17 protein-coding genes and 1 riboswitch are annotated in these 24,733 nt (G+C 62.7%); of the genes, 5 read left to right on the top strand and 12 right to left on the bottom strand.

What is annotated here, in order from left to right:
- Nucleotides 1-342: 342 nt before the first annotated feature.
- The 3 genes from GNK13_RS14115 to GNK13_RS14125 all read right to left on the bottom strand — a co-directional run bounded on the left by GNK13_RS14115 (nucleotide 343) and on the right by GNK13_RS14125 (nucleotide 2,762).
- The gene (locus GNK13_RS14115) at nucleotides 343-786 is read right to left on the bottom strand and encodes a TadE/TadG family type IV pilus assembly protein (protein WP_164103200.1); all 444 of its coding nucleotides are present in this window, start codon (nucleotides 784-786) and stop codon (nucleotides 343-345) included.
- Between the two features lie 47 nt (nucleotides 787-833).
- Nucleotides 834-1,982 carry a TadG family pilus assembly protein gene (locus tag GNK13_RS14120; protein ID WP_390622515.1) on the bottom strand — a complete coding sequence of 383 codons (1,149 nt, stop codon included), beginning with the start codon at nucleotides 1,980-1,982 and terminating at the stop codon, nucleotides 834-836.
- Nucleotides 1,983-2,120: 138 nt separating this feature from the next.
- The gene (locus GNK13_RS14125) at nucleotides 2,121-2,762 is read right to left on the bottom strand and encodes a hypothetical protein (protein ID WP_203329066.1); all 642 of its coding nucleotides are present in this window, start codon (nucleotides 2,760-2,762) and stop codon (nucleotides 2,121-2,123) included.
- Nucleotides 2,763-2,833: 71 nt separating this feature from the next.
- Nucleotides 2,834-2,915, bottom strand: a riboswitch (cyclic di-GMP riboswitch).
- A gap of 446 nt (nucleotides 2,916-3,361) precedes the next feature.
- Here GNK13_RS14125 and GNK13_RS14130 point away from each other — a divergent pair.
- A complete protein-coding gene (locus GNK13_RS14130; RefSeq protein WP_164103203.1) occupies nucleotides 3,362-4,966 on the top strand; it encodes a sulfatase family protein in 1,605 nt (534 codons plus the stop codon).
- On the opposite strand, the gene GNK13_RS14135 is transcribed toward GNK13_RS14130, so the two are convergent.
- Complete coding sequence (locus GNK13_RS14135; protein ID WP_164103204.1) at nucleotides 4,963-5,265, bottom strand: fructosamine kinase family protein; 303 nt, start codon at nucleotides 5,263-5,265, stop codon at nucleotides 4,963-4,965. The genes GNK13_RS14130 and GNK13_RS14135 overlap by 4 nt on opposite strands.
- Nucleotides 5,266-5,367: 102 nt before the next feature.
- Here GNK13_RS14135 and dusB point away from each other — a divergent pair, with 102 nt between their 5' ends.
- Nucleotides 5,368-6,405: a tRNA dihydrouridine synthase DusB gene (gene dusB, locus GNK13_RS14140; RefSeq protein WP_164103205.1), complete on the top strand. Its 1,038-nt coding sequence runs from the start codon at nucleotides 5,368-5,370 to the stop codon at nucleotides 6,403-6,405.
- 146 nt (nucleotides 6,406-6,551) lie between these two features.
- Here the strand turns inward: dusB and GNK13_RS14145 are convergent, their stop codons facing one another.
- From GNK13_RS14145 to GNK13_RS14155, 3 genes are all read right to left on the bottom strand, one after another.
- Nucleotides 6,552-8,363, bottom strand: coding sequence for an alanine/glycine:cation symporter family protein (locus GNK13_RS14145; RefSeq protein WP_235935162.1), 1,812 nt, complete (start codon nucleotides 8,361-8,363; stop codon nucleotides 6,552-6,554).
- Between the two features lie 152 nt (nucleotides 8,364-8,515).
- Nucleotides 8,516-13,693 (bottom strand): AAA domain-containing protein, encoded by a 5,178-nt coding sequence (locus tag GNK13_RS14150; RefSeq protein ID WP_164103206.1) that lies wholly within the window; start codon nucleotides 13,691-13,693, stop codon nucleotides 8,516-8,518.
- A complete protein-coding gene (locus GNK13_RS14155) occupies nucleotides 13,690-14,940 on the bottom strand; it encodes a M48 family metalloprotease (protein WP_164103207.1) in 1,251 nt (416 codons plus the stop codon). The genes GNK13_RS14150 and GNK13_RS14155 overlap by 4 nt, the downstream gene beginning before the upstream one ends.
- Nucleotides 14,941-15,092: 152 nt before the next feature.
- Between GNK13_RS14155 and GNK13_RS14160 the strand changes: the two genes are divergently transcribed.
- From GNK13_RS14160 to GNK13_RS14170, 3 genes are all read left to right on the top strand, one after another.
- Nucleotides 15,093-15,419, top strand: a complete 327-nt coding sequence (locus GNK13_RS14160) for a thioredoxin family protein (protein ID WP_164103208.1) — start codon at nucleotides 15,093-15,095, stop codon at nucleotides 15,417-15,419.
- Nucleotides 15,420-15,575: 156 nt separating this feature from the next.
- Complete coding sequence (locus tag GNK13_RS14165; protein ID WP_164103209.1) at nucleotides 15,576-17,447, top strand: hypothetical protein; 1,872 nt, start codon at nucleotides 15,576-15,578, stop codon at nucleotides 17,445-17,447.
- A 162-nt stretch (nucleotides 17,448-17,609) separates the two neighbouring features.
- Complete coding sequence (locus tag GNK13_RS14170; RefSeq protein WP_261345422.1) at nucleotides 17,610-17,975, top strand: Nmad3 family putative nucleotide modification protein; 366 nt, start codon at nucleotides 17,610-17,612, stop codon at nucleotides 17,973-17,975.
- 411 nt (nucleotides 17,976-18,386) lie between these two features.
- Here the strand turns inward: GNK13_RS14170 and GNK13_RS14175 are convergent, their stop codons facing one another.
- From GNK13_RS14175 to GNK13_RS21510, 5 genes are all read right to left on the bottom strand, one after another.
- Nucleotides 18,387-19,400 carry a reverse transcriptase family protein gene (locus GNK13_RS14175; protein WP_164103211.1) on the bottom strand — a complete coding sequence of 338 codons (1,014 nt, stop codon included), beginning with the start codon at nucleotides 19,398-19,400 and terminating at the stop codon, nucleotides 18,387-18,389.
- Entirely contained in the window at nucleotides 19,393-19,719 is a 327-nt protein-coding gene (locus GNK13_RS14180) for a helix-turn-helix domain-containing protein (protein ID WP_261345423.1), read from the bottom strand. Before GNK13_RS14180 ends, GNK13_RS14175 begins: the two co-directional genes overlap by 8 nt.
- A 36-nt stretch (nucleotides 19,720-19,755) precedes the next feature.
- On the bottom strand, nucleotides 19,756-20,010 hold the full coding sequence (locus GNK13_RS14185; protein WP_164103213.1) for a hypothetical protein: 255 nt from the start codon (nucleotides 20,008-20,010) through the stop codon (nucleotides 19,756-19,758).
- A gap of 424 nt (nucleotides 20,011-20,434) precedes the next feature.
- Nucleotides 20,435-21,136, bottom strand: a complete 702-nt coding sequence (locus GNK13_RS14190; protein WP_164103214.1) for a M48 family metallopeptidase — start codon at nucleotides 21,134-21,136, stop codon at nucleotides 20,435-20,437.
- Nucleotides 21,133-24,546 carry a type I restriction endonuclease subunit R gene (locus GNK13_RS21510; RefSeq protein WP_203545367.1) on the bottom strand — a complete coding sequence of 1,138 codons (3,414 nt, stop codon included), beginning with the start codon at nucleotides 24,544-24,546 and terminating at the stop codon, nucleotides 21,133-21,135. Before GNK13_RS21510 ends, GNK13_RS14190 begins: the two co-directional genes overlap by 4 nt.
- Between the last annotated feature and the right edge of the window lie 187 nt (nucleotides 24,547-24,733).

A 24,733-nucleotide genomic window follows, 5' to 3' on the forward strand; every position in this document is an offset into this window, starting at 1 on the left:
GGGGAAGCGGAAAGCCAATAATCGGTGTTAGCCTTGGTTCAGCTCCCCACCTTTCCTTCGTGCTCTTCGTGTCCTTCGTGGTTTCCCCCATCGGGCGGCGATCCGCGGGCATCAGCTCGCGTAGGTAGATTCCGTTAGAGTCAGGAAATCTCAGATCTGGAATCCCCTAGTTCTAACGGAATCTCTGCGCGCACCGGGCCGGGGAAACAACCACGAATCACACGAATTACACGAATGGTGGCCACGGAAGGACACGAAAAAACACGGAAAGGAAAGGGACCGCCGATAGCACGGAGAACGCGGATAAAAGGGGAAGCGGGAAGCCCACGTCTCGCGGCAAGATCAGTCCGTACTTTCGCGGCGCATCACGGAGGTGGCCGCGATCTCGGGAACCGCCAGGGTCAAGATCGAAGGCAGCCAGCTGACTTGTTCCGGAGCGATCCGGACGCGGACCAGGATGTCCGCACCCGGCTCGGCATTGGCGAGGATCTCCGGTTCAAGCTCGATCGTCGCGGCCTCGACCGACATCAAACTCAGCTCCTCCATCACCCGCTTCCGCACCCCCGCTTCGGTAGCGCTCGGTAGCACGGCCATCCTCGCTCCTTCGCGGGTGGCTTGAACGGCCGCATTCTTGACCATCATCAGCCGTGCGCTCTCGATCATCCCAAAGGTGAACAACAACATCAGCGGCGCGATCAAAGCGAACTCGACCGCCGCAGCGCCTCGGCGGCGGCGTGTAGTTCGGTGGCGGCGTGCAGTTCGGCGGAGGGAGGGGGTCAGCGACATGGAAGTGATCCAGGAAAGTTGAGTGGGCGATGAAAACATGCCGAAGCTCACTGGACGAGCCGCACGGGAGCGAACGCATAGTGGCTGTTGGTGGTCGCCGCGTTGGTCACCACCGCCCCGCGAGCCAGCGTCATCGCCGGCTGAACGACCAGCCGCTTCTGCTTCATTGGACCCGTTAGCTTGACCTCCAGGATCCGCACCCCTTCAAAGCGGATGATCGTGTAGTTGGCGTTGTTCCCGTTGCCGCTTACCGATTCAAAGATCGGAATCAGCCGCTTCTGGCCGATGATCGACGCCAGCTCATCTTTGATGCCCGCGCTGATCCCAGTGTCGCCATTGAGATAAAGCTTCCCGTAGTCGTCGAACATGAGAGGCTTGCCGAGGTCGATGAAATCCTGCCGTGAGATTCCGTGCAAGATCTGCCGCGAGAGGTCGGCGGTGCTATTGTTGCGGCCCCCGATATCGACCGTGCCCCGGTTGCCTGGTGAGCCGGTGCCCTGAGGGTAGAGATTGCATTCATAGATTCCATCGCCACCCTTTTTTACCACGCCACCGACCACGCAGAAATCATCCGATGTGTTTTTGGCGATCGTCTCCTCCCAAGTTTCTCGATCGAGCGCGATCGGCAGCAAATTGATGTTGTGGTCTTCCGAAGGTGGAGTCCGAAAACCGCCGATCGACGCGGACATCGCAGCCGTCGACGAGCACTGCAGCCCCAGGCTGCCGCGCCCAAGCAGTTGCGAGAAGAACAACGGTACCTCGCCGTTGACCGCATCCTGACGCCGCAAGTGAACCCGCACCGCATTGAACTTGCTCGGGTCGCTCGTATCAAACAACGCGGGCGTTTCGCTGTTGTAATACCCGAGTTGCACGTCGCTGTACTCGTCGCTCAACAGTGGCGATTCGGTACAGATCGTGTTTCTCGCAGCCACGTTCGAGGCGGCCACGGTGATCGCTTGCGCCAAATCGTGTTCGCCGGTGCCCTTGACTCGCTCGTCAAACAGCTGCCAGCACGCAGCCATGGCCGCTGCGTCGGCCGAGCGACGAAGCTCGCCGCGGGCCACCGACACGTACCCCAAATCGATGCTGACCGCCATCAAAACGATCAGCGCAGTCGTTAAGAACAAGCCGAGTACGGCGGCCGCACCGCGACGATCACGGCTAGCTCTCCGCCCGGCCCTTTTCCGCGGAGCCAACCGGAGCTCCTTCGTTCGGCTGGGGCAGTTGGGAACAAGGGGATGCGATACTGGTAGAAATCTAGACATCGAAATGAACTCGCTGCACAGGATGGAATGATGCGTGGAAGCACAGGCAAGGCGGAATCCAAGACCCGATTAGGGGCTACGGTTCACGCTGACTTGACTCACCGTTCCATCGGTTCGATACAGCCGCACATCCCTTAGCACCAGCGATTCGACTCGATTGCCGCCAAACCCAATGTCGATCATTTCCAGTGATTGCGAGGGATCGTAAGCATTGAAATGCAATGTCCCTTGCGCTGCCATTCGCACAGCAGTCCAATATCCACCAAAAGATCCCCAGTCCGCGGCGTACCCATCTTTGACGTGGTAATACACGCTGTCTCCATGGACGTTCATGACGCTCGTCCAGCGGACCGTTTGAGCATGGGAGACGAGGGGCTGATACGTGCTACTGCGGAAGCTGTCGAGATGCTCAGAGCCGTCCGCGGCGACCACATGGAAGCCGCCCCCGGAGAACTCGTGATCGACCGCATGATTCAGTTGCAGCTGGAAGTAACGGTCGGGATCCGCCGGATTCGGGGGGAGGAAGAAGGTGAGTTGCGGAGAATGGATCGACGAGTCGGGCTCGTTGATGACCATCTCCCAATCTTCTTCGATTCGATAGATGTCGGCAGCACGACTGGATTGGACTCCAATCGCACAAGCGATCAGCAGAAAGGCGGCGAGACCGGGCCATGGCCGAAAGAATCCGGCCGCATACGCAGAACGCACCATGGTTACAGTTCCCAACGAGAAGAGAGATTCGAGGAGGCGCCACCAGCCGTCTCGATGCCTGCACTCAGCCCTTCGGCAGCCTGGCGATCCACCACACGGGGTGGACCCATAGCTTTGCGTCACGGCCTCACGACCGCTTTGCCCTTATCGATTGGATAAGCGAACAGGGGGAACATGCATCGACATCAGTGGGCGTTTGAAACCTAGGTTACGGTCGGAGGAGGTGCAGAAAAAAAGGTGAAAAAGCATCAAAATTTTGCGTGGCCCGAAGCACCCCCGCACCGCGCCCACCCTCTCCAGTTGCAATTGGATTATCATCGGGGGACTTGGAACCGCTCCGTCCAAAAATCCTGAGCCGACGGCGCTAGCCGCGGGTTCCCCTGAGCCGACGGCGCTAGCCGCGGGTTCCCCTGAGCCGACGGCGCTCGCCGCGGGTGCTGCACGCGGTTGGCGCTGACATCAGCCGCCACGCGCTAGCGTCCGGTTTCGCGGCGTTTGGGTAACCGCGGGTTCGCGCCCGGCGGCTGATGAATCATCCGCGCTCGCCGCGGGTTTTCCGGCGGAGCTTTTGTATCTCGAACGCGAACGTGGAGAGCTGGATGTTGCTGCAACGGAATTTTGTCCGGGGGGTGTTGCTGGTCGTGCTCGCGATGGCCGGTCCGGTTCATCGGGGGGCGGCGGCAGAGCAGCCGAATATCGTGTTCATCTTCAGCGATGACCATGCGCCGCACGCGATCGGAGCCTACGGCGGCCGCTACGACTCGCTCGATCCGACGCCGAACATCGACGCGCTCGCCAGGCAGGGGATGACGTTCCGCAATAGCTTTTGCACCAACAGCATCTGCGGACCGAGCCGGGCGGTGATCCTCACCGGCAAGCACAGCCACATCAACGGCTTCATGAACAACGGCAACCGCTTTGACGGCTCCCAGCCCACCTTCCCGAAGATGCTCCAACAGGCCGGGTATCAAACGGCGCTGTTCGGCAAATGGCACCTGCAGGGAGAGCCGCAGGGTTTCGATGCGTGGCGGATCCTGCCGGGGCAGGGGGAGTACTACAACCCCGTGATGATCGGCCCGGAAGGACGCGAACGGATCGAAGGCTACTGCACCGATGTGGTCACCGAGCTGTCGCTCGAGTGGCTCAAGCGAGGCCGCGACCAGGACAAGCCGTTTCTGCTGATGTGCCAACACAAGGCGCCGCACCGCAATTGGATGCCACCGCTGCGGTACCTCACCTTGTATGACGACGTCGATATTCCCGAACCCGAGACGCTATTCGACGACTACGAGGACAACGCCAGCCCGGCGCGGCATCAGGAGATGGAGATCGATCGCCACATGGATCTGACCTTCGACCTGTTTGTCGATCTGACGGCCGATTCGGAGCAACCCGAAAAGCCCACCGACGTCTCGGCTCGCCGCAACATGCGGCACATGACGCCCGAACAATTGGCCGCCTGGAATGCCGCCTTCGGCCCCAAGAACGAGGCCTTTCACAAAGCCAATCTGAAGGGGCGAGATCTGGTCCGCTGGAAGTACCAGCGGTACATGAAGAACTATCTGCGGTGCATCAAATCGGTTGACGACAGCGTCCAGCAATTGATGGCGCACCTCGAGGAGGCGGGGTTGGCCGAGAACACGATCGTCGTCTACTCCTCTGACCAAGGGTTTTACCTCGGCGACCACGGCTGGTACGACAAGCGGTGGATGTACGAAGAGTCGTTGCGAATGCCGCTGATCGTTAAATGGCCAGGCGTAACCCAACCGGGCTCAACCGCCGATGCCATGGTCCAGAACCTGGACTACGCTGAGACCTTTCTCGATGCGGCGGGCGTGGAGATCCCAGACGACATGCAGGGGGCTTCACTCGTTCCGCTGCTCGAGGGGCAACAGCCCGACGATTGGCGGAATTCGATCTACTACCACTACTACGAATACCCGAGCGTCCACATGGTCGCCCGCCACAACGGGATTCGCACCGACCGCTACAAGCTGATCCAGTTCTATCAGTTTGGAGAGTGGGAGTTCTACGATCTCGAACAAGATCCCGACGAGTTGACCGACCAGTACGGCAATCCGGAGTACGCCGACGTGATCGCGGAGCTCAAGCAGCAACTCGAACAGCTGCGGCAGAAGTACGGCGACGAGACGGTCACCGAACCGCTCTCGCCGGAGGAGCAGGCGAAGATCCGCCGCCGCTAGGCGTGCGAATGGGGAACCGGCTGATGGGGCGGCAGGGATTTGTGCGGCGGCAGGGGTGAGGAGGGTGTGGCTCGCTCACTCGGCTCGGGAAAATCCTTGCCGCTGCGGGCCGGCATGGCCGTGACGACCCGCTCGATCTCGGCCGCCGACATGCCCCGCTCGGCCAGGGCGATCTTGAGTTCGACGTCCATCCGGTGCCTGCGGGCTTGACTGATCGCCTGCGCGACTGCCTGAATCACGAGATAGGTGAAGGCGCCGAGGATCGCCACGACCGGGATCGCAAAGGGGCTGAAGAGCATTGGTCATTTCCTTGTCGATTCGTAGAATAAGCGAACGCCACCGCGATTCCGTCTTCGCTCGTCCGCGCCCCCGACCTTCTCGCTCTCGGATTATTTTCTCGGATGCCGGAAAAAGCCTTTCCTCCCCCGCCGCTCGAGATCGGCCCGCTGCGGATCGATCCTCCGATTCTACAGGCACCGATGGCGGGTTTCACCAACTACGCCTTTCGCCAAATCGTCCGTGGCTACGGCGGAGCCGGGCTGCAAGCGACCGAGATGGTCAACGCCCGCGGCTTCGTCTGGCTCGACGAGCACGAAGCGGAGCACCCGGATCGGCTGTGGGGCGTGGCCGAAGAAGCCCGTCCGCTAGCGGTGCAGATCTGGGACAACGATCCCGAGACGATGGCCAAAGTGGGTCGCCGGCTGGCCGAGGAGTATCGGGTCAGCGTCGTCGACATCAACTTTGGCTGTCCGGTCCGGCAGGTCACCGAGAAAGCTCACAGCGGCAGCTACTTGCTCCGCGATCCCGGTCGGATGCACGCGATTATTCGGCAATTGGTCGAAGCCTGTGCGCCGACGCCGGTGACCGCCAAGATCCGCCTCGGCTGTACCCGCGATCACATCAATGCCAACGAGATCGCCCGCGTGGTCGAGGAAGCGGGGGCGGCGGCGCTGACGGTGCACGGGCGGACGGCGCAGGACTTTTTCAAAGGCTCGGCCGATTGGGACCGGATCAGCGAGATCAAGCAGCACCTGCGGAAGATCCCGCTGATCGGCAACGGCGACTTGGATTCCGCCGACGCGGTGGTCGAGGCCTTCCGTCGCTACGACGTCGACGGAGTGATGATCGCCCGCGCCTCGCTCGGACGCCCCTGGCTCTTTGCTCAAGCGGCCGCGGCGCTGCGCGGTGACCCGGTCCCGCCGGAACCGACGCTCGAGGAGCAGCGGCAGTGCATGCTGCGGCATTACGAGCTGGTCGTCGAGCGTTTCGGTGAAGCGAAGGGGACGATGCTGATGCGGAAATACGCCTGCTGCTACGCCCAGGGCAAGCACGGGGCCCGCCACTTCCGCACCCACGTCGCGGGCGTCACCACGGGCGAGGAGTTCGCCCGTGTGGTGGAAGAGTACTTTCCCCGCGAGCCGCAGCCGGTCGCTTCCTGAGGGCTGCCCTTAAACGCAATTCCGTTCGTTTTCCATCTCATCAGCCGCCGGGCGCTAGCCCCTGGTTTCTGAAAACGCCGTGACAACCGGACGCTAGCGCGTGGCGGCTGATTCTGCGACCGCCATGAAAATGAACGGTGCTGCCCCTAGACGGTGGGCGTTTCGGTCGCCGAAGTCTCGCTCGGAGGAGCGACCGCTCCGGGACCCGCATAGGGCTGAATCTCCCCGCTCTGGAGCCGGTCCCAGTAGTGGGTCAGGCGGCGGCGCACCAGTCCGCTGAGGATGAACACCCCGAGCAGGTTGGGGATGCACATCCCGAGGATCATCAAATCGCTAAAGGTGAGGATGTTGCCGCGGGTCACGACCGAGCCGAGGAACGTGAAGGTCAAGAAGAGCAGCTTATAGATCGGCGAGGTGTGCGCCCCGAACAACTCCGCCCAGCAGCGTTCCCCGTAGTAGGACCAGCTGATGCAGGTCGAGTAGGCGAACATCACGACCGCGCCGTAAAGCATGTAGCGGAACCATTCGTGCCCTCCTTCGCTGAAGGCATACACGGTCAGCTTGGCCCCTTCCTTATCGGCGATCGCTCCGGCCATTTCCGGCGCGTTGTAGGCTCCGGTGACGATCACCACCAAAGCGGTAATCGTGCAGACCACGACCGTGTCGACGAAAGGCTCCAGGAGCGCGACGATCCCTTCGCTGACCGGCTCATCCGTTTTGGCGGCGGAGTGGGCGATCGCCGCCGAACCGACTCCCGCTTCATTGCTGAACGCGGCCCGCGTGACCCCCACCACCAAGACCCCGAGGAAGCCTCCATAGATCGCGTCGGGCGAAAACGCCTTGCTGAAAATGGTGCCGAACGCTGCCGGAATTTCCGTGACGTGGAGGGCCAGAATGTAGAGAGCCGAAAGGACGTAGGCGGCACACATGAAGGGAACGATCTTTCCAGCGACCGCTCCGATGCTCTTGATCCCACCGACAATCACCACCCCCACGAGAACCGCCATCACCAGCCCGTACACCCAGGGATAGCTCTGCAGCAGCGGGACGTCGGCCCGGATCGCCTCGAGCGACTGACCGACCTGAAACGAGTTGCCCCCGCCCAAGCTGCCGCCGATGCAGAGGATCATGAAGGCGACCGCCAGAACGCGTCCCAGCCCCCCCATCCCTCGCTCGGCCAAGCCGTAGCGGAGATACCGCATCGGTCCCCCCAGCACATGCCCGTCCTCGTCCTGCACCCGATAGAGTTGGCCGAGGGTGCACTCGGAGAACTTCGACGACATCCCGATCAGCCCGACGAGCATGATCCAGAACGAGGCTCCGGGCCCCCCGGTGCCGATCGCAATCGCGACTCCCGCGATGTTCCCCAAGCCGACGGTCGCCGAAAGCGCCGCGGCGAGCGCCTGGAAGTGCGAGACCTCTCCCGGCTCGTTGGGATCGTCATAGTCCCCTCGGACCAGCCGCAGGGCATGCCCAAACCCGCGAACATTGATAAACCCCATCCGCAACGTCAGGTACACGCCGCCGCCGAAGAGCCAGACGACGACGAACGGAACCGACGTCCCCAGCCAGTCTTTGGTGCCGAAGTCGTAGAAAATCACCGTCTCGATCGGCGTGACCACGTAGGAGCCAAAGAACGCATCGATCTGCCGCATCCAGCCCGCCGCCCGGCTCTCTTTCTTGGCTTCCCCCGGCACTCCCTCGGCAGCCGCACCGTCGACGCCCGCTTCCGCTTCGGCCGCCGCCTCCGCAGCGGCGGGGTCGGCTGCGGGATCGCCAGCCGGTTCGAGCTGGGCGACCAAGACCGGTTCAGCGGCCCCCAGCGACTCAGCGGCCCCCAGAGGTTCAGCGGCCTGTAGAGGTTCAGCGGCCTGTAGAGGTGGGGCGGCCCGCAGGGAAGGGCTGCCCCAGAGCGATAGGAGCACGAAGAGGAGTGGCGCGGCGTTACGGAGCATCATAAGCTTCGTACCTTTGCGGTTAAAACGGACACGGATAAAAGGACAGTTAGGACCTGGAGGTCAGCTCATCGAGGTTAAACGCCCTCGCTGACTCCGTAAACCTCGGGTTTTCCGTTCTCGGCGGCCGTCTTGGCCGCTGCCCGCCGAGTATCTTAGCCGTTCGCCGCGACCGCCTCGTCGACAACCTGCACGATTGTTTCCGTCACGCCGTCGGGGTCGGCGTACCAGTCTTTAGCCAGCACGCGCGCCACTCGCCACCCGAACGCCTGCAGCAATCTCGGCCGCATCACGTCGCGTTCGACGAGATCGGTTTGCTCGTAGTAGGCTGCGGTGTCGACGAGGATGCCGAGCCGATAGCGATCGTCTCCTTGGCGGTAGACGGCCAGATCGCAGCGGAAATGCGACTGCCCCACCGCGCGGTCGACCCGGTAGCCGCGGGCGGTCAGAGCCTCGGCCAGTCGTTCGGAGACGACGTCCGCAGCGGGTTCCTCGACGGCGCTTCCATCCCTCCACCGCGACAGGCCCTGCAGGATCCGCTCGACGGTCGCGGCGTCCCCGACCGACGCGGCTTCGGCGTACCGCAGATAGTTTTTGAGACAGCTCGCCCCATCGTTGTAGTCGTTGGTGATCTCGTTCGCAGTGATCGAACTGACGACCGCCATGTGGCGTTTGGCGCGTGAGAAGGCCACGTTCAGTCGCTTCTCGCCACCGCTTTTGTTGATCGGGCCAAAATTCATCCGCATTCTGCCGTCGGGCGGGCGGCCGTAACAAATGCTGAGGATGATCAGATCCCGCTCGTCGCCCTGGATGTTTTCAAGGTTCTTCACGAGCAGCCCCACGAACTGTCCCCCCTCCTCGCGTTCGTACTCCGCTTCGAGCGATTCGCGGAACGCTTTGTCTTCCTCACCGAGTCGAGCGAGCGCTTGCTCGATTTCATCCTGCTGCGCTTCCGAGAAAGCGATGATCCCGATTGTCTGACGCTGCGGATCCTGCAACAACTCGCGAACCATCTCCGCGATGTACTCGGCCTCGCCGCGGTTTCGCCGTTTGTCGTAGACCGCGTAAGGCAGCCGGTGGAAGCTGATCGCGCGCCGCAGCGCCTCGGCACCGCCGAGCGCACCGTCGCCCGCCGCGCTGGTTTCGATCGCTGCCATTGCGACTCCCGGCAACGATTCCTCGGGCACGGTCAGCAATCGGCCGTCGTAGAACGCCCAGTTCGAGAAGCTGATCAGCGACTCGCTGCGGCTGCGATAGTGCCAGCCGAGCATCGTCGAGGGGAGCATCTTCGCCGCGTGGCTCAGGAAGCTGCCAGCGTCCAGATCGTACTGGACCCACTCGCCGTCCGATTCGACGAGCGTCGCTTCGTCTTCCTCGTCGGACGATTTGGCGGAGAAGAAGTCGGTCGGCGGCAACTGCATTTCATCGCCAACGACGATCGTCAGCGGCGCTCGGCAGAGCGCCGGCGCCGCGTCCTCCAAGGCGATCTGGCTGGCCTCGTCGAAGATCACCACGTCGATCCGCTCGGCGTCGAGGGGGAGCGTGTCGGAGACGCTCAGCGGGCTCATCAACCACACTGGTTTGAGATTGGCGACCACTTCGCCGGTCTCCCCGGCGGCCAAGTCGCGGATCGCCTTGTACCGCATCTGTTTGCCGAATTCGTGTTCGAGCTCGCGGCGGCCTCGCGCGTAGCGTTTCTTGAACTCCTTCTGCTCCGCGGTCAGATTCGCCGCCGGTGCCTCCGAAAGGCTGAGGTTCTCCAAAAACCTCTGCCTCACCCGCCGCCGCACTTCCGCCGCGTTGGTCCCCAGCCATTGGTCGTAGTTCGCAGCGACTCGCTCCGCCGTTTCCCGCAATTGCACCGAGCCAAACCGCTCTACCTCGCGCTCCGCACGGAGGGCAGTCGTGAGGCAATGCTCGGCGACGGCCGCTTCGATCTGCCGCGGCGTGTAGGGAAGGCGTTGCAAGGCCCCGCGGACCGCGGCGGGAACCGTCTGCAACTCCTTCAACGCCTCGAGCACCTGCACGACCGACTCGGGATTCGCCGTGATCGCGTGCAGCGACTCGCCGAGCTCCTCGAAGGTGAACCGCGAGACGTCGTCGGCCAGCTCGGCAATCGCCGCGTCGGCCTCAGCCAGTGGAGCGGCGGCTTGTTGGATGGCTTGTAGAGCTTCCTCTCCGCGGGCCGTGCCGGTCGCCGCGAGGAATTCCCCATGGATCTCCCGCAGCCAAGCGGGCAGCCGCGGCAGCCACTCCCGCAGCTCGCCGACTTCCCGCACGAAGTCGGCGACCTGCGCCGGCTCGATCTCCAGCGAATCAGCCGTGGCGTGGAGCTCTCGGTCGTAGCCGCGCCGGGCCGCATGCTCGTCGGCAAGCTGCTGCAGGATCCGCGACCAGGGAGGGCGAATCCGGTGACTGCTGAAGTCATAGCTGCGGCGGAGGACCGAGCGAAGACGCCACCACGCCGGCCGCAACCAAGCGAGGCTCGTCGCCTCCAGCGCCGTGGCCTGCTCGAGCGCCAACTCCGTCTCTTCGGGGCTGAGCTTTTCTCTCCAGTTCTGGTTCGCCTCAGCGGCAGCGGCGATGGCTCGCTCCGCGGCGGCAAACCGTTTGGAGACTTTCCCGTGCCACCGGCCGTCAGCTCCCTGGGTTCCTAACAGAGCCAACTTCTTCGCCGCCGCGACGTGCGCGAGCCGCGAGCCGTACTCGACCAACTGCCGCGCGTCGCCGAGGTGTTCCCAGTGTGCCGGGTTGATCCCCGACTGCGCGAGCGGTCGATGGACTTCGCCGAGCAATTTGGTGGCCCGGGCTGCCGCGGGAAGAACGGTCTGCAGCGGCCGCTCCTTGTCGGCGAGTCGGGCCGCAAGAATTCGCAGTGGGTGCTGTGCGAAAACCGCATCGTGCCCTCCCACCTCCCGCCATACCTGCTCGAACCGCTGCACGGCATCACGGCTCGCAGACCACTCGGCCTCGCTCGGCAGAGATTCTTTGGCGACGGGGTCGAGCTCCGGCAAATCGTCGCGAAGCGTAATGCAGCGATCGATCAGCCCGCGGACGGAAGTTGCCGCTCGATCGGGAGTCGACTGCATCAGACTATCGAATCGCTCAAGCGGTCGAAGCGCCCGATCCAGAGCGTCGAGAACCGTATGACGACCTTTGCCCCTCTTGCGATCGCTCTCGCCGGCGGAGATCCAATCTTCATAAGTTCGCTTGAGATCCATCACAAACGCTTTCTTGTCCGTTTGTGAATCGTGAATCAGGCAACACAGCTCATCCAAGCCGCACTGCTTGAGCCGTGCATAGACGACGTCGATCGCCGCTCGCTTTTCGCAAACGAAGAGCACGCGTTTACCCCGCGCCACAAAGTCGGCGATCAAGTTCGTGATCGTTTGAGATTTACCCGTCCCCGGCGGGCCTTGAATGATGTAACTCTTCCCATCCGCCGCTTCGGCAATCGCCATCGCCTGGGTGGGGTCGCAGGGCACCACATCGAACCGCTCGGCGAACGATCGCGGCTCGACGAGGTCGCGGCCCACGGGGCGCGGCGATAGAGAGAAGACGGCATCGAAAGCCGGATTCGGTTCGTCGCTAGCCAGCAGCGCTTCGTAGTCTCGGACCAGCGACATCCGCCGATACCGGAAGTTCGCCAGCGTCACGCTGCACAGGTCGAACGTCCATTCGTACGGGTTGGCCTCCGCGGCCGACTGCAGCGCGTAAAACTGCTTCTCCTTTTCGACCGTCGGCGCCTCGGGTTCCGGAGCGACGTATTGGCGAGGGCGGGGAGCCTGCTCGACGATTTCCCGCAGATGCGTCGCCGGAGGCCGAATTAAGGAGCTGAAAAGTTTAATGCCCAGCGGGTGGTAGTTCGCCGGATCGTAGCTGTAGTCGAGATCGAGAAATTTCCGCACTCCCCTGCCAGCCAACCTCGCCTTGCGGCGGAATTGGTCGAGTCGGCGGCGAGCCTTTTCATGTATGAGTTGGATCCGCGGCCGCTCGATTTTGGTAAGTGCGACGGCCGCCTCGGAGGCTTGAATCTTTCGCGCCAGCTCGTCGCCGAAAGCGCTGAGCGAGGTTTTGGAGAGGTCGAGCGACTCGGGGAGATCGATGTTGTAGAGCTGTTTGAATTGGTGGCGCACGACCGGGTTGACTTCCGCCTCCGTGCCGGCCGGCTCCAAAGTATAGGTGTCGCGAATCCCTTTCTTCTTTTGGACCTCGACCGGCAGGAGCACGAGCGGCGACTGGTAGAACTCGACCGGTTTTTCTTTGAGGTTGGCCCAGTGCAGGAAGCAGGCGACCAATCGCAGCTGAGCGAAACCAAACTCGGCTCGATCGCGTCGCGTTTCGGCGATCAAGCGTTCCAACTGACTCGGCAGATAGAGCACTTCGGCGAAGTTCAGATAGCTGTTGAGCGACACCCGCTTGCTGCCGGTGAGGCTCCGCTCAAAAGTTCCGCTCCAGGTGAGGATCTGGTCGGGGCGAATGTTCTTGATGTCGAACGAAAGCGGCACCGAAGCATGGGTGAGATTGATACTCTGCATCGTCGGCTGGAAGTGGAGCAGACGATTGCGGCGAGAAATCTCAAACAGTCGCTCCCGCAGTTTCGTCAACACGACGGTGCGTTTGTCGCGCTTCGACCGCTGGGCAAAATTTTTGGTCGCCGCAAGATCCGTCTCCAGATCGACCGGCTGGTCACGGTAGTTCTCCAGCGAGCGGATCAGCGATTCAAGATCGGGCGCTCTCCGCTTGCGATGGATCTCGGTCATCCGGCCGATCACTCGGGCGACGACCGGGTGCAGGTTGTCGGTGATCGCAAAGAGATTGCGGCGGTGCGCGACAAACCTTTCCAGCGACTCGAGATTCCGGAAGTCGAGCCCACACGCCAGGCTGGCCAAGATCATCCCCAGGCTGAAGATGTCGGTCAGCGGATCATGGCAATCGCAGAGATGCTCCCACGACTGGTAGCCCGGCAGAAAGACGGGGCGCTGGATCGGTTGTTGGCCGTCACCGATCGCCAAGTCGATGACCCTCACCGCACCGTCGTCCACGTCCGTCGTGATCCGCGTCTCCGCGACGACATCGACGGCGGCTCGACTTTCGCGCTCGATCTTCTCGACCGCGGAAGACCGCCGAACGCTCCCTCGCTTCGCCTCCTCGAACCAGATCCGGACTCCCTCGACGCGCAAGTCATCGAGCCCAGCAAGCGGAGCGACGAAGCCGTCGGCATGAGCTTGGAGCGTCTCCCTGGCCAGCGGCAGAAAACTGGCGAGGGCGTCTTCGGTGCTGAAGCCTCCGGTCTCGAGCCGATCGCCGAGGAAATCCCCGAAAGCCGTCATGGCGAAGTCCCCAGTTTGGCCGCGTCAGCGATCAGCCGCTCCCGATCGGCCGCGATCTGTTCGAGCTGCTTTTTCCGCAGCCTGAGCTCCTTGGCTGCGATCTCTCCCATCCGTTTCTCGAGCCCCAGGCGGGCGGCGATGTCGAGCGCATGGGCCAGCGGTGCGGTTTCCAATTCGCGATCGGCCGAAGCGAAATCGAGCAGCACGTAGCAGCAGTAATCTTGGACCGAAGCGTGGGCCTCGGCAACGGGCGTCTGGAGCGCACCGAGCCGGGAATCGGACGCAGCCGATTTCGGCGAGGCGCTCGCGAGGGGAGGGGGCTGGTAGTCGTCAAAAAACAGCCGGCCGTGCGAAAGCAGCAAGTCGGTGCGAGCCCAGGCGGGTTCGAAAAACGCGTCGAGGAGCGACCGCGTCCAAGCGTGCAGCCGCTGCTGGGCGATGAAGTCGAGCTCGTCGAGTGGTGGCTGGCCCTCGATCAGCTCCGCCAATCGCTGTGCCGCTTCGGCGGGCTGCTCCTGCCACAACTTGAGGACATGCGCCCGAAGGTAGGCCTCGGGATGCGTCAGCCCTTCGGAAGCAGCCGCCGGACTTCGGCCGAGAATCTCCTCGGCTTGCTTCAGATAGCCCTCGGGGTCCACGCGATCGAGGCCGGTAGAGATTTTCACCAGCATCGAGACGACGTCGTGCGGGTCGCCGATCACCCGCAGAGCAACGCGATCGCAAAAGACTTCGGTGTACAAGTCGAACAGCCGAGCGGTGGCGAAATGGGCCGCCGCGGCTCGGCGGTCGTGCGTCATCGCCGAGAGCACTTGGGAAGCGATCAGCAGTTCCCCCTCCCAGCGTTCGTAGAGCATTACGTGGCCAAGCTCATGGGCGAACAGCGCTCGCAGCTCGGCTTCGTTCAGCTTCTCGGCGACCGGTCCGTGCAGCACGACGTGGGCTTCGCCGGGGAGGTAGGCGAGCGAGGCGTTAAGGCCTGCGGGTTGCTGGGCGTGGTAGACGGTGACGGCGACTCCCGGAGCGACCCGGCCGGCCACTTCGTCGGCGATCCGGTACAGATCGCTCTGGCTTCCGCGATCGACGCGATACGTCTTCTTCAACAGCTCAAATCGGTTCGCCTCGGCATGCTCGGCTCGGACGCGGTTCAACGCGTACCACTGCCAGACCTCCGGCTCTTCCCGCTGCAGGTAATCGCGAACGGCCGCGTGATACGCAAGGGGCTCTTCAAGCGGTGCTGTTTCGCTCATCGGTCGGAAGCCTGGTTGCTCGCCGCGCTGATTTGGGGCTGGCCGCGCTGTTTTGGGGCTGGCCGCGCCTATCATAGGGTGGACGCGCCGCGGCACACAATTTTCACCACCGTTTTCGCCACTTGAGCGAGATTCTACGGGAGCGCCTAACGATGCCTTACGATCCGGTATATCACGAAGAGGGACCGACGCGGGAGGAGATCGACCAGTCGAGTGGGCCGATGGTGCTGGAGTTCGGAGCGAACTGGTGCGGCCACTGCCAATCGCTCTCTCCCACGGTCGAGGCGCTGCTCAGCAACGCCCCCGACGTGCGGCACGTGCGGATCGCCGACGGTCGCGGCAAAAAGCTCGGCCGCTCCTTCCGCGTCAAACTCTGGCCCACCCTCGTCTTCCTCCGCGACGGCCAAGTTGTCAGCCAGCTCGTCCGCCCCACCGACGCCGAAGCCCGCCGCGGTTTCGAGGAATTGATCGCGAGCTAGCCGGTCTCCGAGATCCTGGACATCACCCTCTCCCCGGGAGGGTGACGGTGGAATGCACTGATTTCGCCGGCCGGTTTTTGCTGCTTGTTGCCGTCAAACGTGCGGTAGACTGAGGGTCCGGGTCATTCTCCAGTCGCGAGCGTGGAGTGCGGGCAAATGAGCAGCGATCTCGGCGAGCACTCGAAGCAAACAACTCCCGATCAAACAGTCACGGCCCACCCACCCACGCTCCGCCGCTGGGTCCTGTTCGCGCTGCTGACGCTGGCGGTCAGCTGCGGGCTGTACGTTTTGTTTGGCCCCAAGCCGCGGACGGCTGAAGGTGTCGTGGTCGCGACGGCCGACGAAGCCAAGGCGAGTGGTTACCGGCAGGAGGGAGAGATCTCGGACAGCTGGGGCGTGGAAGCGGCAGCAACGAAGCTCGAGTCCACCCGCAACGTCATGGCCGCGCACTCTTCGGCCAGCTCCGGCGGCGACCGGATGTTTGCCAGGACGCTGGCGATCTACAACCTCGACGACGACCTGCTGATGCAGCGCGTCGGGCTGGAGGTTTTCGAGCGGCTGCGGGATTCGGGCAAATTCGAGCGGGTCCAGTACCTGCCGGCCGGCAAACGGCTGCCCGATGGCGAGCGGCTTCCCGAGGCGTTCCTGACGCTCGACAAGCGTGAGTGGAACGAAAGCGGGCTGCCGGGAAATCGTCGCTTTGAAGGAAAGATCCTCGTCACCGCCAGCGATCGCTTCCAGCGGTCGAGCCATTCCTATCAAAACACACTTTCCCCGCCGCAGTTGTCTTATCGCTGGCGAGCCGAGATCGACTACACCGCCACGCAGCTCGGGATCGAAACCTCCGGCGCCCGCTATCAAGCGGTCAGCCGCGACTTGGCCAAAGAAATCACCGAGCGGCTCACGAAACTGCTCGACGAGAAGATCTCTGAGCACGGCGTTCCCGGCGAGCTTCCCGAACCGTTCTACCCCGAGTACGTCGAGCCGCCTGCCTTCGATTTTCTCGCCGAGCTCAAGGCCGAGAAATGGATCGATGGGCCTCTGTTCATGGCCCCCGTGGTCGCAGTGTGGCAGACGCCCGCCGTTCGGGTGCCGAGTGAAGTGCTCGCAATCGTCAGCCGCTCGCTCGCCGAAGCCGACTGGGACATTCCCGAGTCGATTTCCGAAGGCAACTATTTGCGGGCGACCAAGGGGAACCAAGTCTTCGAAGTCTTTCGCGAGAACGACGGTCACTACGTTGCCGGCGAAGATGCCGAGGCGCCGCGCTCGATGTATCTCGTCTACCACCGAGGGATGGGAGTGAAGGAACTGGACGAGGCGGTGCGACGACTGTTTGAGGAGCGGGCCGACGAGTCGGTGCTGGTGATGTTCCAGAACCACTGGTACCGGCACCAAGAGCTGGTGGAGGAGTACTTCAGCGATCAAGCTCCCACCACAGCCGAGAGTTGGTTGCAGCTGGCACGGTTCCGCAAAAAGCGTGATCCGGACGCGGCCCGCGAGGCCCTTCTGCGGGCCAATGCCCTGCAGTGGGTGTTCCACCACAAGTCAGCCGACTCGTCGATGAAGAAGCTCGCCAAAGACCTCGGCATCGAGCGGCTTCCCCAAGACATTTCTCCCGAGATGATGGAGGCGCTTGGGTTCAGCGATCTTCGCGAACCGGGCGAACTGGAGCTGACGGTGCGCGAGAACCAGCCGGCAGCGATTGGGCTTGGCGAAGACGACGAAGGACAGCGGTGGCTCCTGCTGACTCCCATTCGCCGGCACGGGGTTCACCCCGAGCGGTCGCTGCGGATTCAGATGCTCACCCTGCGGAAGGGAGGCTGGAGCCAGTCGGACCAGACGGGCGGCGATCTCACCAAGCACGATTCTCGGGCCTTGACCCACCGCCTCGGCGACGGCGACGAGCTTCAAGTCTTCAGCGACCCGCTCGACGACGACCGCTACCGCCTAACCCTCCAACGCACGGCCCCAGAACAAGATCCGGAGACCGATCCGGTTCCCAGCGCCAATCCTCCTGCAGCCGATTGAGCATGGATGCGGCAGGACAAGGCGGATACAAAAAAACCCCGGGAGACGCGAAGTCTACCGGGGTTTCTGCATTTCAGGAAAAGTGGTTGGGGCCGGGATTGAACCGGCGACACCTGCATTTTCAGGGAAGGGAACCGCGACCATTTCACCCCGTAAAACCCAGTGCGAAGCGCCGCCCCCGCAATCCGGTTGCTCCACTGGTTGCACCAGCGAACCGGAAAACAGCAACGGGTCCGATGCCCGATTTTTGAGGACGGGACGTTCGTGTACGTACCGTTTCCGCGGAAGGCCGGAGAGCGCGACCCCCGCCCCTACCCGAGCTCGGCTTGGCCATTCACCAACGGCGTTCCCCACTTCCAGACCCACGCCGATCCGGACTGGGAGAATCTGACCTACGGGGACAACTGTGCGAACGCTCGCGCCGGTAGCCTGGCGAAAGCCGTCCCCGGGGACATTCTCCTCTTCTGGTCGCTGCTGTGGACCAACAGCGGCGCTGCCACAGGGCCGAGACGCGACAACCTGAGCTAAACGGATTCGGAGATCCAGCGATACTCTCGGATCATGGGCCCTTCGCGAGTTTCGAACACTCGGGCATCTTCAGAGATCATCTGTTTCAACATCCACCCTCCGTCCTGTCCAGCGCTCTTCACCGGGTCGGCGCTTACCCCTTCGTGCTTCCTATATAGGGCGAATAACGGAGTTCCTTCCCAGTAGAAGTTATCGCCGCCCATCAGGTCTCTCAGCGAGAACCACTCATCTCTCCTATTTTTACACCAGCAGTAGACGGCTCCCTGCAAAAAGATCCGGATCGAAATAGACTCTAGTTCCGTTAGTCCGGACACATTTCGCAAGTCGGAGTGCGGGGTCAGACTCATCTTGTTGTTTTCCGTGCGGCATATGAGGCTGGAAAAAGAAGTCGGTGTGCGTCACGAAAGGCAGCTAACCGGGGGTAAATACTCTCAACTGCGCCGCCGGCGTGGGATCGAGGCTCATCAGCCCGGTCTTGCTGGCGACTAGCCCGCGGTTGATTGCCTCCCGCCGATACTTTTCGCGCCCAATTGAGAATAAACGCCTCATCAGGTACGCCTTCCTGCCGGGATTCACCCATCCCACGAACTGCACCTTTCCTCGCAGTTGATTGAACGTCTGAAACGGACCGTCGAAATGCGCTCCGTCCGCAAGCGACTTTGCGTCTTTAAGCTGCTGATCGAGCCTGTCAGCGTATTCACGGGTGACGTCGAGCTTGCTATCTCGCATACGGATCCCCGTGATCGCTAGATCCTCAAGACGCCCGAATGCTTCTTTTCCGGGATGGATTTCGAACCCATGATCTCCCAAAATCTTGCGGACGATTGAGGCGACATTGCTCCGACGCAAGTCATACCGCGCAGACAGGGTGATGTCGTCAACGAAACGTGTATACACGACGCCGATGCTCTTACATGCTTCGGCGATGCGGTTATCGATCGGACAAAGAATCTGATCGGCCAGTATCGGACTGCTCACTAACCCCAGTGCTAGGTGATGATTAAAGGTAGTGAGTGCCGTACAAGCGCGGGCCACATCAGCGGAACAATGCAGTCGGTCCGCGAACAAGCGGTAGACTCGGCGTCGGTGAATTGAGGGGTAGAAGTTCCGGATGTCGCTCTTGAACGCGAATCGCGACCCGGCGTGGGCAATCACGTTTGATTTGATGCTTCTACCCCGGATTCCACCGTGGCTATTATGCGAAGGCCAAAGCCTTTGCAACAGGACGCGCCGATAGAACCGCTCCTGTACCAAACGCAGATCTCCCGAAACGTCGATAACGCGACGTGGCCTCTTTTCTCCTGCAGGATCGCAGAGCAACAGCTCCTTTATGAACTTGCTGGGCGACTCAAGTGCCGATGCTAGTTTCTCAGGATCCGTCTTGAGTAGCCTACACAACTGGTCGAGACGCCACAGATTAAGCATGTGCTCGCTGGTCCTCGCTTTTCTCCGTGGCTACTACGTGTTCAACGATGCCGCTCCAGACATTCCTCAGTTCGCCCGCTACCGCACGAACGGACGGCGGCAACTGGTCGCTGTTGGGCTCGTCACACCACGCCAACACGTAGAGATCGATGCCCCAAAGCTCTTGATATTTCGACAGCAGCTTAGGCGACGGTATCGCCTTGCCGTTTTCAATGTTGCTTAGATGCACAGCTGTTATGCCGAGTCGTTCAGCCATTGCAACCTGACTGTACTCAAGCCGTTGGCGAAATCGTCGAGCCGTTAATCCGAGATATTTCATAAGGCCAATGCCTGTCAAATTTGGTTTTGGGAGACGTTAGAGGTCAATGCGGCCGAGAATCAAATCGAGTGCCCTTGCCGTTGCCGTTCTCGCACGCTGCAAGTCAGGCGGACGCAGGCTCAGGCAATCGGTAACTTCCCGCTCGATCGGCTCCAACGCCTCCCAGTTCGTTGTCCCGAGATCCTCGCAGACGCGAAGCCGGTTCCAAAACTCGACTATCAATTCGAGTTCCTTTTCGGCTTGCGTCTTTGTTTCTCCCGGTGACGGCACGCTTCGTGACAAAGTTGCCATGATTGCTCTCCTAGTAGGCCAACGAACGAGTCAAAGTGACTCCCAAACCACTCGCCGGCGCGTTCATCCTCTTGAGATGCCGTCCGTCGAAATTTTCAGCGTCCTGCGACGCCGGTTCAGGTCCCATATGGGACAACGTGACAATCACGTGCTTAGGAGAGCCGTACTGTCTGGCGAGCATTAAACCCGGAGTTTAAGGACCGCTCAAGTGGCAGTTCTCCTTTTTTGAGTCAAGTGTCGCCACTATCCCAAGTTCACTGGCATCCACGCGCCGCCGACAACCGCTTGCATTCGGCCCCAAGAGTGCGCGATCTTTGTCACGCGTCGGTTGGATCGACCGGAGCATGGTGCGGGGGCTCAATTGGTCATTCTTCGAGCCTTAAGGATTTCAGCTCAGCACCTCTCCATAATGTCGCCGGCGCGATTACACCCCCATCACCTCTCCGGCGTTTTCGGCTAGCCATTGCTTTTTCGTGGCGAAGTCGGGGACGGCTCGGGCTAGGTGGGTCCAGAAGGCGGGGGTGTGGTGAGGCTCGCGGAGGTGGACCAGCTCGTGGGCGACGATGTATTCGACGATTCGCGAGGGCAGCAAGATCGTTCGCCAGTGGAAGTAGAGGCGGTTCCCCTTGCCGCACGAGCCCCAGCGGTAGCCGAGGTCCTGGACGGTGACGCCGGCGGATTGGACGCCCAGCCGGGTCTCGAGTCGCTCGACGCGGCCGGGGAGCCAGCGGCGGGCGTGTTCGGTGTACCAGCGGATCATGTGGCTCCGCCCGTCGGCCGCGTCGCTGCGGCGCATCCGGAACCGACCGTGCTCGAGCTTGAGCGGCACGTCCTGCTCGTCGACCAACTGCAGCCGGTAACTGCGGCCGAGGTACGGGAACCCCTCGCCGCTGACGTACTGCTTCGTCACCGCTGGCGGCCGAAGAGCCTCCTTCTCGGCCAGCTTCGTAAAGATCCAGAAACGCTTTTCGCGGACGAAGTCGTCGATCGCCGCCGCCGGGCAGCCCTCGGGGGCGTAGAGAACGAGCTCGCCGCCGCGATCGACGGTGATCTGCACGGTCTTCCGCCGCGTGCTGTGGCGGAGCTCAAACCGCAGGTCGTCGACGGTGATCGTGCTTCCGTTCACTCGCTCTTTACCAGCTTGTCGTGGTTAGCCCGGCTCAATTCCATCAGCCGAGCCGTCGCGGCGTCCAGCCGGTCGAAATCAATAATCTCCGATTCGTCGAGGAACCGGAACAGTTGGCCGCGGAGCTCGTCCTGCCGCGTGGCGTTCTTCCAGAAGTCGACCACGGCGATCGAGGGACGGATTAGGCGGTCGACCATCTCGACGGTCTGCTCGGCCAGCCGTGCCGCGTCGCCATCACCGACCAGCGTATCCCGCTCCCGTTCCTGCCGGAGCAGATCGAAGAAGGGAGCGTGCAGCTGCGGATCGAGCCCGCACCCGGCGTCGTCACCGCGCCCCTGAACCACCTCGTCGACAAAATCCTCCAAGGCGAGCGCCAGCTGCTTCCAGTCCTCGCCGAACTGATGGAGGATCTCCTCGAGCCGCTCGGAGAGCTTTTGGTAGTGGACCGGGTCCTCGTCGATCTTCTTGCGGATGTGGCTGCGGACCGCGTGCTCCATCTCCGACGCCTTGGCCCGGTCCGATACCTGTCGGCGAATGTGTTTGGCGAAGTTGCTGTCGGTGATCGCGATCGGCGGGATGCGAGGATCGATCCCGAGCGAAATCACGTGCTCGTCGATCAGCCGCTGGACCTTGCGTCCCACGTCCTTCCCGAGTTCAGCGAGACCGATGCGATACTTCTTCCGAGCCAGCTCGTAAATCTCTCCAAGCTGCTCTGCATCCTTCACGAACGGCAGCCCCTCGGGCCGCGGCAGCACCAGGTCGAGCGTGGCCAGAAACTGCTTGAGCTTGACCGAGAATTCCGCCCGTAGCCGCTCGTCGGCGAGCAGATAGACGGCCGCGTCAGTGTCGGTGATGTCGTCCACCCCGTGGCTATGGAACAGGTCGACGACGCGAGCGTGACGGTCCCGGAGTGTCGGGATCTCGTCCTTCAAGCTCTGCAGCGCTCCTTCGATGTCCTCGGCGCTGTAGGCCGCAAGGGCGTCCCGAAGGTGCCCGGCAACGCCGTAGTAGTCGACCAGGATTCCGGCGCTCTTGCCGTGGCCAGTTCGGTTGACGCGAGCGATCGCCTGCAGCAGCTCCGCCTCGCGGATCGGACGGTCGAGGTACATCACCCCTTCGATCGGCGCGTCGAAGCCGGTCAGCAGCATCGATTTGACGATCAGGAACGCCAGCGGGTCACTGTTGTCGCTCGCCCCGTCGGCCCGAGTCGCCGCACGCATCGGCAGCGTGGCCGGCACGTCGTAGTCCGGCTCCCCTTCGGCGATCTTGCGGGTCGCGTCCGCCGCGGCGTCGGCCGCTCGACGCACATCCATCGGCGGCAGGGGTTTCTTGAACCGCGCGATCCGGCTTTCGATCTTCGCCGCGTCCGACCACTCGTTCAGCTCGGGCAACTGATTGTTTTCAGCGGAGATAATCGCAGCGAACTCGAGCCGCCGGAGCACGCCGAGCACCCGCCACGCCCTGACGGCCGCACGCGTCGCCCGTGGCTTGCGATCGAGCTCCAAGTCGTCCAGCCGCCGCGTGGCTTCGTCGAGCTCCAGAGCCGCCTGCACGAGCTCGTCACGGGCTTTGGTGAGCGCCGCCTGATACCGCACCGCCGCGCGTCGGCTGTAGGCGACCACCTGGGCTTTGAGGCCGCTCGGCAGGATGTTTTCGACGTAGTGCCAGAGCATGTCCCGGGCTTTGGCCTGGATCAGCTTCTCGGCTTCGAAGATCGATCCCCGCGTACCGTACTTGCGCTGGATCGCCTTCCGCTCCTCTTCGCTCCGCTCCTGAAACAGGTCCTCAAACAGCTCGTCCAGGTCGCGGCCGTCGGCGACGGCTCCCGAGACGGTGCGGCCTTCGTAGAGGATCGGCACCGTCGCCCCGTCCTGCTCGGCTTGGCGGATCGTGTAGCGGTCGAGGAACTCGCCAAAGATTTCGTGGGTCCGCTTCTTGGCCCCCATGATGATCGGCGTGCCGGTAAAGCCGATCCGGGCACAGTTGGGCAAAGCCTGCAGCAAGTGGCCGTGCAGGGCGCTGCTGTGGCTGCGGTGCGCTTCGTCGACCATCACCAGGATCGCCTCGTCGTCGTTCAGCAGCCCCAGGTCGCCGACCGCGTCGTCCGCTCCACTTGTCCCCTCGCCCGCTTGCGGGAGAGGGTTAGGGAGAGGGCGTTCCTCCAGGTCTCGGTCCTGGTACTTCTGGATCATCGCGAACACGATCCCCGGCCCTTTGCGGCGGAGCAGCGTTTTCACTTCACGGACCCTCCGCGCCCGCTCGACCGTCTCACCGGTCAGCGTTGCGGTGTCCGACAGCTGACGCTCCAGGTCCTTGCGGTCGGTAACCACGACGATCTTGAACCGCCGCAGCTCGGAGAGCGAGCGCATCTTGCGGACCAGAAAAACCATCGTCAGGCTCTTTCCCGAGCCCTGGGTGTGCCAGACGATCCCGCCCCGCCGATCGTGCTCGCCGTCCTGCTGGCGCGTCTTGCCGTGCAGCAAGCGGTCGACTGCCGCGTGGACGGCGCGGAACTGCTGGTACCGGCACACGATCTTAACTGTCCGGCCGCCGCTCTGCTGGTACAGCGTAAAGTGGCGGATGATGTCCAGCAGGTGGGCCGGCCGCAGCATGCCGGCAACCAGCGTGTGTTGGCTGCTGAGCCGCTCTTTCCCGAGCTCCCGCTGCACATCGGCCAGCGGCACCGGGGCCGTGTCCTTCCACTCCAGGTAGTACCTCGCCTCGGCTCCAATCGTGCCGACGCGGGCCTCGTCGTAGCTGGTCGCGATCAGAAACTGGTTAGTGTAGAAGAGCCGCTCGTTCCCCTCGTTCTCCTCGCACTCGCCAGCGTGCTTGCGGGCGTTGTGGTAGCGGCGGAGCTGATCGACCGCGGCGGTTACGGGCTCGGAGCTAGTCGGGCTTTTGCACTCGACGACAACGATCGGAATGCCGTTGACGAACAGTGTGACGTCAGGCCGGATGGAGCCTTTGGACTGGCCGCCCGGGCAATCGACCTTGAACTGGTTGACCGCTGTAAACGTGTTCCGCTCGGGGTGGTCCCAGTCGATGAAGTGGACCGTCTGGGCGCGGCCGCCGTCCCAGCCCGGCAGCCCCTCGACCTGGACGCCGCCGAGCAGCAAGTCGGTCGCTTCCTGGTTCGCCTCGATCAGCCGCCGGTGGCCGATCCGCTCAAGCGAGCTGACCGCGTGCGAGACGCGGTCGTCGTCGAGCCACGGCTGGCCGTCGCGGAGGTTGATCCGGCGGATCGCCTCGCGGAGCTCGGTCCCGAGGAACACCTCGCGGAACGATTCGCGGCCGGTCACCGAGGGATCGCTGGCGCTGCCGCACAGCGTCCGCCAGCCCATCGCGGCGAGCTGGTCGAGTAGCGGCTGTTCAACGTCGGTCCACTCCGGTCCGCCGGTCATCGGCATCTTCCTCTTCGTAGGTCGACTCGTCCCAAGTCGACACCCCCTCGATGATGGCTCTATACGCGGTCTATACGCGGGGCGAGTATAGCTCGGCTAGACCGCAAGGTGATGCAGCAAGGCGAGTTGCGGCGGATTCACGCAGCGTAGGGGCAGGTTCTATGCGCGGTTCTATGAACACTTTGGGTCATAG

The organism is Candidatus Laterigemmans baculatus (assembly GCF_010367455.1).
GTDB classification, from domain to species: Bacteria; Planctomycetota; Planctomycetia; order Pirellulales; family Pirellulaceae; genus Laterigemmans; species Laterigemmans baculatus.